Genomic DNA, 12,807 nt, shown 5'->3' with positions numbered 1-12,807 from the left:
GATAGACACCCCCGGCGATCGTCGCCCGCACTTATCTCGGCCTCTCCGACGAGCTTTCGCGCAAGCCACACCGCCTCGCCATAGCGGTCTCCTTCGCGAGCGACGTAGTGCGCTGCATCAAGGCGAGCATGTCCTGCGGACCCGCCTGGGAAGGCGACACGACGACGCTCACGAGAAACAGCGCCCCCAGAAGCCGCGCGGCAAACCTTGTGGCGTTCGAGCGGGTTGGTATGCGGCAGCGCTGATTGACACGAGCAGTGTCAGCGCTACGTTGCCGGATTAGAAAGAACAAGAATAAGGGCAGGGAATCGCCGTGAAACCCGTCATTGCATCTTGAGCACATCCGCGCTCGCGCCATTCCGCATCCGCAACTATCGCTTCCAGTGGCCGTCCGACCTGCTCACCTCCTGGGCCTTCGAGATCGAAACGCTGGTGCTCGGCTGGTACATCCTGGTCGAGACCGGATCGGTGCTGCTGCTGACCATTCTCGCCTCGCTGCAATATGTGGGAACGCTGGTCGCACCGGTGCTCGGGATGATCGGCGACCGCATGGGTCATCGCGATCTCCTTGTCGTGCTGCGCCTCACCTATACGGCGCTCGCCTCGACCATCATGGTGCTGGCACTGACCGGCCGTCTGGCGCCACTCAACGTCATGATCATCGTTGCAATCATGGGCCTGATCCGCTCCTCCGATCTCGGCATTCGCAGCGCGCTGCTCGCCGACATCATGCCGGCCAAGCAGTTGGTGGGCGCGATCGGCCTGTCACGGACGACCCAGGACAGCGCCCGCATTGCCGGAGCGCTGACAGGCGCCGGCCTCTTCGCCGTGCTCGGCATTGGGTTGGTGTATGCGGCAGTCGCCAGCCTCTACCTCGTGGCCGCGATTCTCATGTCCTGCCTGACCCGACCGGAAAGGACCGTTGCCACGATGGACCTGCCGGCGAACAGCCGCGCCGTTTCAAAACTGCTCGACGAGCTGAAGGAAGGGATTGTCTACGCCTGGAATGGCCCCGGAATGGGCGCCGCGCTGTGTGTCGCCTTCCTCGCCAATCTCACCGCATTTCCCTTCACGGGCGGATTGCTGCCCTACATCGCGCGCGAAATCTTTCACACCGACCAGACCGGGCTCGGCTATCTCTCGGCCAGCTTCGCCGTCGGCTCGCTGATCGGCTCCATCACGCTCAGCCTGGTCGGCGGCCTGCGCATTGCCCGGCTTCTGATCGGCGCGACGCTGGCCTGGTACGCCATGCTGCTGGTGTTCGTCGAAATCAGGACCATGCCCGTCGCCATGGCCTGCCTCGCTCTCGCCGGCATCGCCCAGAGCATGTCGATGATATCGGCCGCCGTGATCCTGATGCGCACGGCGAGCGCGCATCTGCGCGGCCGTGTCATGGGCGTCCGCATGATGGTGATCTACGGCTTGCCGCTCGGATTGCTCGCGGCCGGCAGCCTGATCGACCTCATCGGCTACTCCGCGACGGGCTCGCTCTATGCCCTCTCGGGGTTCATCGCGATGGCGGCGATCGCGGTGCGCTGGCGCGCCGATCTCTGGCCCCTGCACGCCCCCGCCAATGCGCGATGACGGGGCGCCCTAGTCCCCGTACCCGCGCAGCCGCTCGATATCGAGGATGGTGACGCCGCCATATTCGAGTCGCAGCAGGCCCTCCTTCTCCAGCCGGTTCAGCGCGCGATTGGCGTTCTGGCGGGACATGCCGGAGAGCGCCCCGATCTCCTCCTGGGTGATCTCCAGATGCGCGGTCGATTCCGGATAGAGGATCGGGTTGAACAGCGAGGCGATGCCGCGCGCGAGGCGCGAGGTCGCATCGAGCGTACGGTTGACCTCGAGCATGCCGATGAACTGGCCGAGCCGCTCGTTGAGCTGGCGGACCAGGAAGCGGTTGAAGCCGACGCTGTTCTCGAACAGCCACATGAAGGCGCTGCGCTCCATCAGCGCGACACGGCTGTTGCGCAGCGCGACCACGTCGTAGCGGCGCGGCTCGTTCTTGAGCACGCTGCCCTCGCCGAACCAGGCCCCCGCAGTCAGCCCGGCAAGGCTCGCCTCCTTGCCGTCGCGCGACACCCCGCCCATCCGGGCAAGGCCAAAAACCATGCCGGCCCAATAGCCGAACGTGTCGCCGCGCATGAACACAGCCTCGCCGATGCCGTAGGACCGCTCCGTGATTCCGGCGCGAGCGACCTCGATCTCCGCTTGCGTGAGCTCGCGCGACCAAGCGGCGATGCGCTTCAGTTGATCCTCTGAAATCATGATCCCGAAGCCAGCCGCACCGTTTCGTCACTCCGCCCTTCTGTTGCACTGCAACACGACCGCATCGACCGCCATCCGACGAAAGATAAAGGCCGCCTCGCCTGAAAAACTTTGTCGCAGAATTGTCAGGCCGGAGACATTTCAAAATAGCGCTTTCCCCTATTGAGGGCCACCTCGGGCGATGCGGCTTTTGATCCCTAACGGGAGCGAGAGCCTCGCGGGTCCGGTCGAGACCAATAGCTGCATGGTCTGGCCGGCACGACCGTACTAGGATCGCCCGACAGGAACCGACGAAGAGCGCCACAGAAAGCGCCATCACCGGGGAGGGACTTGTTTGGTGGCTACCAGTCTTGAAGTGCGCGGCGTGTCTTTGCGGTTCGGCGGCGTCCGTGCGCTGACCGATGTCGGCTTCGCCATCAAGGAGGGCGAGCTATTCTCGATCATCGGCCCCAACGGGGCCGGCAAGACCTCGATCGTGAACTGTATTTCCGGCCGCTACAAGCCGACCGAGGGCCAGCTGTTCTATCAGGGCCGCGACATCACCGGCCTGACGCCGAACGCCCGCGCCTCACTCGGCATCGGCCGCACCTTCCAGAACCTAGCCCTGTTCCACCACATGAGCGTGCTCGACAACATCATGGTCGGCCGCCATCACCTGTTGAAGAACAATTTCCTCACGGGCTCGCTCTACTGGCTCACCGGCGCGCGCAAGGAAGAGCTCGCGCATCGCCGCAAGGTCGAGGAGATCATCGACTTCCTCGACCTCCAGTCGGTGCGGAAAGCGCAAGCCGGCACCCTCTCCTATGGCCTGCGCAAGCGCGTCGAGCTCGCCCGCGCCATGGCGCTGGAGCCGCGCCTCATCCTCCTCGACGAGCCGATGGCAGGCATGAACTTCGAGGAGAAGGAGGACATGGCCCGCTACATCGTCGATCTCAACGAGGAATTCGGGATGACGGTGGTGATGATCGAGCACGACATGGGCGTGGTGATGGACATCTCCCACCGCGTCATGGTGCTGGATTTCGGCCGCAAGATCGCCGAGGGCGATCCGGGTGCGGTGCTCGCCGATCCCCACGTCAGGCGCGCCTATCTCGGCGAGGAGGACGAGGTGCTGGTCGATCCGGACGATGCGCCGCCGGCGCAGGAGAGCGCGGCATGATGGATTATGCAGGCCGCGTCGCGCAGGCCGATACCTATCCCAAAATGCTCCGGCTCAACGCCAGGGAGCATGGCAACGAGATTGCGCTGCGCGAAAAGGATCTCGGGCTGTGGCGTGTCTTCACCTGGAACGATTACCAGACGCGCGTGCGCGATTTCGCGCTCGGCCTCGTCGAGCTCGGCCTTGGCCACAACGACGTCATCGGCATCATCGGCGACAACCGGCCGGACTGGGTCGCCGCGGAAATCGCCACCCACGCGATCGGCGGCCTGAGCCTCGGGCTCTACCGCGACGTACTGGACGAAGAGGCCTCCTATCTCCTCAATTACGGCGAGGCGCAGCTGGTCTTCGCCGAGGATGAGGAGCAGGTCGACAAGCTGCTCACCCTTGCCGACCGCGTGCCGCGGCTGAAGCACATCGTCTATTCCGACCCGCGCGGGATGCGGAAATATGACGATCCCAGGCTGCTGTCGGCAGAGAAATTCGCCGAACTCGGCCGCGCCCGCGCTGCGCGCGAGCCTGGGCTTTACGACAAGCTCGTCGACGCGACCAAGGGCGAGGATGTCGCGATCCTCTGCACCACGTCAGGCACCACCTCGCATCCAAAACTCGCAATGCTCGCCGCCGGCCGCGTGCTCGGCCATTGCGCGACCTATCTCACCTTCGATCCGAAGGGACCCGACGACGAATACGTCTCGGTGCTGCCGCTGCCGTGGATCATGGAGCAAGTCTATGTGCTCGGCAAAGGCCTCTTGTGCCGGATGAAGATCAACTTCGTCGAAGAGCCCGACACGATGATGAACGATCTGCGCGAGATCGCGCCGACCTTCGTGCTGTTCGCCCCGCGCGTCTGGGAATCCATCGCCGCCGACGTCCGCGCCAAGGTGATGGACGCCACGCCCTTCAAGCAGCGCCTGTTCGATATCGGGATGAAGTCGGGCCTGGCCGCGCTTGCCGACGGCAAGCGCTCGGGTTTTGCCGACGCCATCCTGTTTCGCGCGCTGCGCGACCGGCTCGGCTTCACCCGCCTGCGCTCGGCTGCGACGGGCGGCGCGGCGCTCGGGCCCGATACCTTCAAGTTCTTCCAGGCGATGGGCGTGCCGCTGCGCACGCTCTACGGCCAGACCGAACTGTTGGGGGCCTATACGCTGCATCCCGAGGGCAAGGTCGATCCTGACACGACGGGCGTGCCGATGGCCGACAGCGTCGAGATTCGCATCGACAATGCCGACGTCCACGGCGTCGGCGAGATCGTGGTGCGGCATCCCAACATGTTCCTCGGCTATTACAAGAACCCGGAGGCAAGCGTTGCCGACATCAAGGACGGCTGGATGCTGTCGGGCGATGCCGGCTATTTCAACTCCAACCGGCAGCTCGTCGTCATCGACCGCATCAAGGATCTCGCCGAGACCTCGCGCGGCGAGCGCTTCTCGCCGCAATTCATCGAGAACAAGCTGAAGTTCTCGCCCTATATCGCCGAAGCCGTGGTGCTCGGCGCGGGCCGCGACGCGCTCGCGGCGATGATCTGCATCCGCTACTCCATCATCTCGAAATGGGCGGAGAAGAACCGCCTCTCCTTCACGACCTACAGCGACCTCGCCTCGCGGCCCGAGGTTTACACGCTGCTCCAGAAGGAGGTCGAGACCGTCAACGCCACGCTGCCGCCGGCGCAACGCATCTCGCGCTTCCTGCTGCTCTACAAGGAGCTCGATGCCGATGACGGCGAACTCACCCGCACGCGAAAAGTGCGGCGCAGCGTCATCAACGAGAAATACGCCGGCATCATCGACGCGATCTACCGCGGCGATGCCGTCATCCCCGTCGACACCGTGATCCGCTTCCAGGACGGCACCACGCAGAGGGTGCGCACCGCGCTGCGGGTGGTGGATCTGGGCCGACCCGGGCAATTGGCGGAGGCGGCGGAGTGATGCAGTCGGTTACTCGGCGCGCCGCTGCCCTTCGCCTCTCCCCGCTTGCGGGGAGAGGCCGGAGCGCGTCAGCGATCCGGGTGAGGGGGAGCCTCCGCGAGGGCGGTGACAATCATCTCAAGGACGCCTGCCAGGTTGCGGGACACATCGTTGTTCCAGAAGCGCAAGATCCGATAGTTGCGGTCGGCAAGCCATTTGTCGCGAACGGCGTCACGCGGGTTGTCTGCATGCTGCCCACCATCCACCTCAATGATCAGGCGGGCTTCGCGGCAAATGAAGTCTACGGTGTACGGGCCGATCGGCTCTTGCCGGATGAACTTGTAGCCATTCAGCCTGCGGGCGCGCAGGCGATACCAGAGCGTACCCTCCGCGTCCGTCGAAGCGGCTCGCAGACTTCTGGCGCGCTCTGTCTTGGACTCATCAGCACCGCGCATGCGGAGACTCCCCCTCACCCGCCGCGCGTTCCGCGCGTCGGCCTCTCCCCGCAAGCGGGGAGAGGCGAAGGACAGCATATAACATGAACACCGCCTTCCTCATCCAGCTCCTGGTTAACGGCCTCGTGGTCGGCACGCTCTATGGCGTGGTCGCAATGTCATTCGTGCTGATCTACAAGGCGACGCAGGTCGTCAATTTCGCGCAAGGCGAGCTGCTGCTGGTCGGCGCCTGGGTGTGCTGGGCCCTGCTTGCGAAATACCAGGTGCCGTTCTGGATCGGCATGCCGATGACGCTGGTGTTCATGTTCGTGTTCGGCATCGCCATCCAGGTCCTGATCCTGCGGCCGATGATCGGCGAGCCCATCATCTCGGTGATCATGGTGACGATCGGCCTCTCGACGGTGCTCCAGGCCACGCTGAAATGGATGTTCGGCGTCAACCCGCAGCCGTTCCCGCGCGTGTTCGAGAGCCAGTCCGTCAGCTTGTTCGGGCTTCAGATCCAGACCGTCTATGTCATGAGCCTGGTGGTCTCGGTCGCCATGATGATCGGCATGGCCTGGTTCTTCCGCGCATCCAAATACGGCCTTGCGATGCGCGCCACCGCGTTCAACCAGCAGGTCGCGCAGTCGCTCGGCATTTCCGTGAAAAGCGTGTTCGCGATGGCCTGGGCGATCTCGGCAACGGTGTCAGCGGTCGCCGGTGTGGTGGTCGCCGTGGTGAACGGGGTGTCCTCGGGCCTCGCCGCCTACGGCATCAAGGTGTTTCCGGCGGCGATCCTCGGCGGGCTCGATTCCGTCGGCGGCGCCGTGCTCGGCGGCATCATCATCGGCTTGCTCGAGAACGTCGCGCAATATGTCGACAGCGAGTATCTGCACTGGGGCAATCTCTACGAGATCGCACCGTTCTACGTCCTCATCATCGTGCTGATGATCAAGCCCTACGGCTTGTTCGGCACCCACGACATCGAGCGGATCTGATCCATGGCCGGCCCTGCCCTCATCCCTGCTGGTGATTTCCGCACCTCCTATGCGGCCGACACCACGATCTTCCCGACGGCGACCAGCCGCAATTTTGCGATCGTAGGCGTGCTGCTGCTCTGCCTCGTGCCGCAATTCCTTGGCGGCTACTGGCTCAGCATTCTGATCCAGATCGGCATCTTCTCGATCGCGGCGCTCGGGTTGAACATCCTGGTCGGCTTCACCGGCCAGATCTCGATCGGGCATGCCGCCTTCTTCCTGCTCGGTGCCTTCACCTCGGCCTACATCTCCAACAATGCGCCGATCCCGGTGTTTTTCGCGATTCCGCTCGCAGGCGTCGTCACCGCGCTGGTCGGGCTGGTCTTCGGCATTCCGGCGGCGCGGCTGAAGGGCCTTTACCTCGTCATCGCGACGCTCGCCGCGCAATATATCCTGCTCGACTTCTTCTCGCGCGCCGAATGGTTCACCGGCGGCTCGGTGCCGGCCAGCGCCAATCCGTTCTCGATCTTTGGCTTCACGTTGCGCGGCGACAAGCAGTACTTCTACGTCGTGCTGGCCTATGTGCTGGCGAGCTACATCCTCGTCACCAATCTGATGCGCACGCGCGACGGCCGCGCGCTGGTGGCGATCCGCGACCATTATCTCTCCGCGGAGATCATGGGCATCAACCTCACCAAATACCGCACGCTGTCGTTCGGCCTCGCCGCCTTCTTCGCCGGCATCGCCGGCGCGCTCTATGCGCACTACCAGCTCGTGGTCTCCCAGGAAGGTTTCGGCATCGAGCGCTCGATCCTGTTCCTAGCGATGATCATCATCGGCGGCACCGGCTCTATCATGGGCACGCTGATGGGTACCGCCTTCGTGGTGCTGCTGCCGGAGTCGATGGAATTCCTCAGCATCTATTTGAAGGGCGGCGCGATCGACAAGGCGCTGTCGCTCAACAACAACATCACCTTCCTGCGCGAGATCGCGATCGGGGTGATCATCATCGCGTTCCTGATGTTCGAGCCTGACGGGCTCGCGCATCGCTGGCGGCAGATCAAGGCGTACTGGAAACTCTACCCGTTCTCGCATTGAGAACGGGCAACTTACTAACCAACGAATAAACAGGAGGAGGCAACCAATGAAGACAAAATCCCTTTTGAGCACTGCATCGCTCGCGCTGGTGATCGCCGCATTCTCGGCGAGCGCGCAGGCGCAGATCGCGATCGGGCATCTTGCCGACTATTCCGGCGGCACCTCCGACGTCGGCACGCCCTACGGCCAGGCGGTCGCCGACACCTTCGCCTGGGTCAACAAGAACGGCGGCGTCGGCGGCAAGCAGCTCAACGTCGACACCAACGACTACGGCTACCAGGTGCCGCGCGCGATCGCGCTCTACAAGAAATGGTCGGCTCCGGACAGCAAGGTCGCAGCGATCATGGGCTGGGGCACCGCCGACACCGAGGCGCTGACCGGCTTCCTCGCCCAGGACAAGATCCCCGATCTCTCCGGCTCCTATGCCGCCGCGCTGACCGATCCCGAAGGCGTCAGCGGCAAGGCCAAACCCGCTCCTTACAATTTCTTCTACGGCCCAAGCTATTCGGACTCGCTGCGCGCGATGCTGATGTGGGCGGCCGAGGACTGGAAGGCCAAGGGCAAGCCCGGCAAGCCGAAATTCGTGCACATGGGCGCCAACCATCCTTATCCGAACGCGCCGAAGGCCGCAGGCGAAGCCATGGCGCAGGAGCTCGGCTTCGAGGTGCTGCCGCCGCTGGTGTTCGCGCTCACACCGGGTGACTACAGCGCGCAGTGCCTGAGCCTGAAATCCTCCGGTGCCAACTACGCCTATCTCGGCAACACCGCGGCTTCCAACATCTCCGTCCTGAAGGCTTGCAAGACCGCCGGCGTCGAGATTCAGTTCCTCGGCAATGTCTGGGGCATGGACGAGAACGCCGCCAAGACCGCCGGAGACGCCGCCAACGGCGTGATCTTCCCGCTGCGCACCGCGGTGAGCTGGGGCGGCGATGCGCCCGGCATGAAGACGGTGATGGAGATCTCCAAGATATCCGACCCCACCGGCAAGGTCTACCGGCCCGTGCATTACGTCGCGGCGGTCTGCTCGGCGCTCTACATGAGGGAGGCGCTCGATTGGGCTGCCAAGAACGGCGGCGCCACCGGTGAGAACGTCGCCAAGGGCTTCTATCAGAAGAAGGATTGGGTGCCCGCCGGAATGGAAGGCGTCTGCAATCCCTCGACCTGGACCGACAAGGACCATCGCGGCACCCTGAAGGTCGATCTCTATCGCACCAAGATCTCGGGCGCGACCGACGGCGACCTCAACGATCTCATGGCCAAGGGCACGATCAAGCTCGAGAAGGTCAAGACCGTCGAGCTGCCGCGCAAACCGGAACTGCTGGGCTGGTGAGCCTCGCTGTTCCCCCACACACAACGGTCATCCCCCGCCTTGTGCGCAACGCGCACTGGAGCGGGGGATCCAGTACGCCGCGGCTTCTCAGTAATGCTTCGGTGTCTCTGGAATACTGGGTCGCCCGGTCAAGCCGGGCGACGACAGCGGAGTAACAAAGCATGACCGAAACCGCAGAAGCCGTTCGTCTCTCCCCCAGCATCGTGCCCGCGCCTCCCCTCCTCGCCGTGCGCAACATCGAGGTCGTCTATGACGACGTCATCCTGGTGCTGCGCGGCCTCAGCTTAGAGGTGCCCAAGGGAGCGATCGTGGCGCTGCTGGGCGCCAACGGCGCCGGCAAGTCGACGACACTGAAGGCGATCTCGGGGCTACTCAAGACCGAGGACGGCGAGGTCACGCGTGGCGAAATCCTGTTCGAAGGCGAGCGGATCAACGGCATCGACCCCGACAAGATCGTCCGCCGCGGCATCTTCCAGGTGATGGAGGGACGGCGCATCGTCGCCGACATGACCTCGCTGGAGAACCTCAGGCTGGGCGCGTTCACGCGACGGGACCGCGAGGTCGATGCCGACCTCGACATGGTCTTCAGCTACTTCCCGCGCCTGAAGGAGCGCACCGGTCTCGCCGGCTATCTCTCCGGCGGCGAGCAGCAGATGCTCGCGATCGGCCGCGCGCTGATGGCCCGCCCGAAGATGATCCTGATGGATGAACCCTCGATGGGCCTGTCGCCGCTGCTGGTGAAAGAGGTGTTCTCGATCATCCAGAAGATCAACCGCGACCTCGGCGTCACCATCCTCCTGGTGGAGCAGAACGCGCGCGCCGCGCTGTCGGTGGCGAGCCACGGCTACATCATGGAGCAGGGCAAGGTCGTGCTCGACGGCAGCGCCGACGAATTGCGCGACAACGAGGACGTCAAGGAATTCTATCTCGGCGGCGCCGGCGACCAGCGCAAGAGCTTCAAGAACCTCAAGAGCTTCAAGCGGCGCAAGCGGTGGCTATAGCGTTTTCAAGCGAAGTGGAAACCGGTTCGCGTGAAGAAAACGCTTCAAAGCAAGATGGCTCTAACCCAACACCTGCTCCGCTTCCGTGACCGCGCAGAGAACATGATAGAACGACGACGCAGGAATGGTGTCGATCAGCGATTTGCCGTCGCGATCGAACTGGTCGTACCAGCCGCCCCTCACGGGATGGCTGAGATAATGCCGTTCGAGCCGCGCCAGCGCCGCGCGCGCTTCGTCGGCCGCGCCGGTCTCGCCGGATTCGGCCTGCGCGATCCACGCCTTTGCGATCTCTGTCTGCGGCCACAGCCGGCGCGAGTGACGGCGGATGTTGCCGCTGTCGTCCCCCTCGTCGATCAGGCAGCCCGTCGCCTCGTCGCGATAGCGCAGCGCGGTCGCCAGCAGTTCCGCACGCCGCTGCCCGGTCGGGCAGCCCGTGATGCGCTCAAATCCCTTCAGCAGCCAGACCCACTCCGCCTGATGGCCAGGCTCGACGCTGACCGGCTCGATCTTCGACCAGTCCTCCTCGAAATACTCCGACAACACGTGCTTCTGCTTGTCGTAGAGGTTGGCGAGGAACAGCGCGAAGAACTCGCCGGCGCGATTCTGGAACGACAGATCGTGGGTCGCGTCGAAGCACGCGATCATCGCCTCGAACAGGTGCATGTGCGGGTTCTGCCGTCGCGGCAGCGAGACCGGCAGCCCCTCGTGCACGCCCCCATGCGGCGAACGGAGATGGCCGTCGAGGAAAGCGAGCAGCGCGTCGATCTCGGCTCGAACCTGCGCGTCCTGGTCGAGCGCGTAGACGGTCGCGAGAGCAAACAGGATGAAGGCGTGGTCGTAGGCATCGCGCCGGCCGTCCAGCACGGTCCCCTCCGGCGACAGCCGGTGCACGAAGCCCGGCCGGCCGTCGGGCGCTTTGGCTTTGACCAGCAGATGTTCCAGTCCCTTCAGCGCGATGGCACGCGCCTCAGGATACCAGCCCATCTGTGCCGCCTTGGCGTAGCAATAGATCTGGCGGGCCTGCACGAACACGCGCCGCGGCGCGGCTGTATCGGCGGTACCGTCGCGGTGCAGCCGGTCGATGAAGCTGCCCGTGGCCTGATCCCAGCCGACCGTCGACCACAGCGGCAGCGCCTCGTCGATCATGCGGCGCTTCAGGCGCGCGACGACGTCCGCAGCTTCATCCGCCGCAATGTTTCCCATGTCCTCCATCGGGTCCACTCCAAGCCTCACCAATGGCGGTCTGATACCCATGCCGGTGGCGGTGCGCAACGGATGCCAACACGGAAAGAACAGCCATGACCGCCCATTACGACGCCCGCGAGACGCGTGACCCGACAGCCCGCGAGGCCGATCTGTTCTCCCGCCTGCCGGAGATCCTGCGAGCCGCGATGGCCGCACCGGCCTACGCCGAGCGGTTGAGCGGTCTTGATCCCGCCTCCGTGACCTCCAGGACCGCGCTGGCGGGCCTGCCGGTGTTGCGCAAATCGGAACTGCCCGCTCTGCACAAGGCCTCTACGCCCTTCGGTGGCTTCGTGGCGGCGGCCCCCGGCTCATTTGCCCGCCTCTTCACCTCGCCCGGCCCCATCTTCGAGCCGGAGGGACGGCAGGCCGATCCCTGGCGCGGCGCAAGGGCGCTGTTCGCGGCCGGATTCCGGCCCGATGACATCGTCCTCAACACCTTCAGCTACCATCTCACCCCCGGCGGCTTCATCTTCGACGCGTCCGCGCGAGCGCTCGGCTGCGCCGTGATCCCGGCGGGCCCCGGCAATACCGAGCAGCAATTCGAGCTGATCGAGGCCTACCGCCCGGTTGGCTATAGCGGTACGCCGGACTTCCTCAAGATATTGCTCGATGCCGCAGCAAGCTCGGGCCGCGACGTCTCCTCGATCAAGTGCGCATTGGTTTCGGGTGCCGCGTTCCCGCCGTCGCTCCAGGCCGAGATCAAGGCGCGCGGCATCGACGCCTACCAGGCCTTTGGCACCGCCGATCTCGGCCTCATTGCGTTCGAGACCGGCGCGCGCGAGGGCATGGTCGTGAACGAGGACCTGATCCTGGAGATCGTCAAGCCCGGCACCGGCGATCCCGTGGCGCCCGGCGACGTCGGCGAGATCGTGGTGACGTCGCTCGACCCGCATCATCCCTGGATCCGTCTTGCGCTCGGCGACCTCACCGCCGCTGTGCCAGGGCCAAGCAAATGCGGACGCACCAATATGCGCATCAAGGGCTGGATGGGCCGTGCCGACCAGTCCACCAAGGTCAAGGGCATGTTCGTCCGTCCCGAGCAGATCGCTGAGATCGGCAAGCGTCATTCCTCCCTCGGAAGACTGCGCCTCGTCGTCACACGACAGGGCGAGACCGACGCGATGACGTTGAGAGCGGAAACGTCGACCGCGAGCGACGCGCTCCGCGAAGAGATCGCCGGTACTTTGCGCGCCGTGACGAAGCTCGGTGGCACCGTCGAACTGCTCAGCCCCGGCGTGCTGCCGAATGACGGCAAGGTGATCGCGGACGAACGGTGAGGAGACTTGCTTTGAAAACGCCTCCAGAGATGGTCCAGGATCGGCTCAACGGCGAAGTAGAGCGTACGACAGAGCGGGCGGACCTCCCAGCCGGCAACCAGGGGCCCCCAA

At 64.6% G+C, this 12,807-nt stretch carries 11 protein-coding genes; 8 read left to right on the top strand and 3 right to left on the bottom strand.

Going from position 1 to position 12,807, the window contains the following annotated elements:
• The first annotated feature begins 333 nt into the window (after positions 1-333).
• On the top strand, positions 334-1,584 hold the full coding sequence (locus tag AB5K84_RS16080; RefSeq protein WP_110116690.1) for an MFS transporter: 1,251 nt from the start codon (positions 334-336) through the stop codon (positions 1,582-1,584).
• A 9-nt stretch (positions 1,585-1,593) separates the two neighbouring features.
• Here AB5K84_RS16080 and AB5K84_RS16075 read toward each other — a convergent pair whose 3' ends face one another.
• A complete protein-coding gene (locus AB5K84_RS16075) occupies positions 1,594-2,268 on the bottom strand; it encodes a Crp/Fnr family transcriptional regulator (RefSeq protein WP_011088702.1) in 675 nt (224 codons plus the stop codon).
• 337 nt (positions 2,269-2,605) lie between these two features.
• Here AB5K84_RS16075 and AB5K84_RS16070 point away from each other — a divergent pair, with 337 nt between their 5' ends.
• On the top strand, positions 2,606-3,427 hold the full coding sequence (locus AB5K84_RS16070; protein ID WP_011088703.1) for an ABC transporter ATP-binding protein: 822 nt from the start codon (positions 2,606-2,608) through the stop codon (positions 3,425-3,427).
• Positions 3,424-5,355: a long-chain fatty acid--CoA ligase gene (locus tag AB5K84_RS16065; protein WP_110116691.1), complete on the top strand. Its 1,932-nt coding sequence runs from the start codon at positions 3,424-3,426 to the stop codon at positions 5,353-5,355. The genes AB5K84_RS16070 and AB5K84_RS16065 overlap by 4 nt, the downstream gene beginning before the upstream one ends.
• Positions 5,356-5,423: 68 nt before the next feature.
• Here AB5K84_RS16065 and AB5K84_RS16060 read toward each other — a convergent pair whose 3' ends face one another.
• On the bottom strand, positions 5,424-5,789 hold the full coding sequence (locus tag AB5K84_RS16060; RefSeq protein WP_110117338.1) for an endonuclease domain-containing protein: 366 nt from the start codon (positions 5,787-5,789) through the stop codon (positions 5,424-5,426).
• Positions 5,790-5,872: 83 nt separating this feature from the next.
• Between AB5K84_RS16060 and AB5K84_RS16055 the strand changes: the two genes are divergently transcribed.
• The 4 genes from AB5K84_RS16055 to AB5K84_RS16040 all read left to right on the top strand — a co-directional run bounded on the left by AB5K84_RS16055 (position 5,873) and on the right by AB5K84_RS16040 (position 10,174).
• Positions 5,873-6,766, top strand: a complete 894-nt coding sequence (locus AB5K84_RS16055; RefSeq protein WP_011088705.1) for a branched-chain amino acid ABC transporter permease — start codon at positions 5,873-5,875, stop codon at positions 6,764-6,766.
• A gap of 3 nt (positions 6,767-6,769) precedes the next feature.
• The gene (locus AB5K84_RS16050) at positions 6,770-7,843 is read left to right on the top strand and encodes a branched-chain amino acid ABC transporter permease (RefSeq protein ID WP_011088706.1); all 1,074 of its coding nucleotides are present in this window, start codon (positions 6,770-6,772) and stop codon (positions 7,841-7,843) included.
• A 46-nt stretch (positions 7,844-7,889) separates the two neighbouring features.
• Positions 7,890-9,173: an ABC transporter substrate-binding protein gene (locus AB5K84_RS16045; protein ID WP_441232542.1), complete on the top strand. Its 1,284-nt coding sequence runs from the start codon at positions 7,890-7,892 to the stop codon at positions 9,171-9,173.
• Between the two features lie 161 nt (positions 9,174-9,334).
• Positions 9,335-10,174 carry an ABC transporter ATP-binding protein gene (locus AB5K84_RS16040; RefSeq protein ID WP_110116693.1) on the top strand — a complete coding sequence of 280 codons (840 nt, stop codon included), beginning with the start codon at positions 9,335-9,337 and terminating at the stop codon, positions 10,172-10,174.
• A gap of 60 nt (positions 10,175-10,234) precedes the next feature.
• On the opposite strand, the gene AB5K84_RS16035 is transcribed toward AB5K84_RS16040, so the two are convergent.
• The gene (locus tag AB5K84_RS16035) at positions 10,235-11,386 is read right to left on the bottom strand and encodes an AGE family epimerase/isomerase (RefSeq protein WP_162603658.1); all 1,152 of its coding nucleotides are present in this window, start codon (positions 11,384-11,386) and stop codon (positions 10,235-10,237) included.
• A gap of 86 nt (positions 11,387-11,472) precedes the next feature.
• Here AB5K84_RS16035 and AB5K84_RS16030 point away from each other — a divergent pair, with 86 nt between their 5' ends.
• Entirely contained in the window at positions 11,473-12,696 is a 1,224-nt protein-coding gene (locus AB5K84_RS16030; RefSeq protein ID WP_110116694.1) for a phenylacetate--CoA ligase family protein, read from the top strand.
• The last annotated feature ends 111 nt before the right edge of the window (positions 12,697-12,807 follow it).

Source organism: Bradyrhizobium sp. 1200_D9_N1_1, assembly GCF_052075915.1.
GTDB lineage: Bacteria > Pseudomonadota > Alphaproteobacteria > Rhizobiales > Xanthobacteraceae > Bradyrhizobium > Bradyrhizobium diazoefficiens.
This window is presented reverse-complemented; position numbering and strand designations above follow the sequence as displayed.

Excerpts from the sequence above, each read along its gene's own strand:
- AB5K84_RS16075 (WP_011088702.1), bottom strand. The coding sequence starts at position 2,268 with ATGATTTCAGAGGATCAACTGAAGCGCATCGCCGCTTGGTCGCGCGAG.
- AB5K84_RS16065 (WP_110116691.1), top strand. The coding sequence starts at position 3,424 with ATGATGGATTATGCAGGCCGCGTCGCGCAGGCCGATACCTATCCCAAA.
- AB5K84_RS16060 (WP_110117338.1), bottom strand. The coding sequence starts at position 5,789 with ATGCGCGGTGCTGATGAGTCCAAGACAGAGCGCGCCAGAAGTCTGCGA.
- AB5K84_RS16055 (WP_011088705.1), top strand. The coding sequence starts at position 5,873 with ATGAACACCGCCTTCCTCATCCAGCTCCTGGTTAACGGCCTCGTGGTC.
- AB5K84_RS16050 (WP_011088706.1), top strand. The coding sequence starts at position 6,770 with ATGGCCGGCCCTGCCCTCATCCCTGCTGGTGATTTCCGCACCTCCTAT.
- AB5K84_RS16045 (WP_441232542.1), top strand. The coding sequence starts at position 7,890 with ATGAAGACAAAATCCCTTTTGAGCACTGCATCGCTCGCGCTGGTGATC.
- AB5K84_RS16040 (WP_110116693.1), top strand. The coding sequence starts at position 9,335 with ATGACCGAAACCGCAGAAGCCGTTCGTCTCTCCCCCAGCATCGTGCCC.
- AB5K84_RS16035 (WP_162603658.1), bottom strand. The coding sequence starts at position 11,386 with ATGGAGGACATGGGAAACATTGCGGCGGATGAAGCTGCGGACGTCGTC.
- AB5K84_RS16030 (WP_110116694.1), top strand. The coding sequence starts at position 11,473 with ATGACCGCCCATTACGACGCCCGCGAGACGCGTGACCCGACAGCCCGC.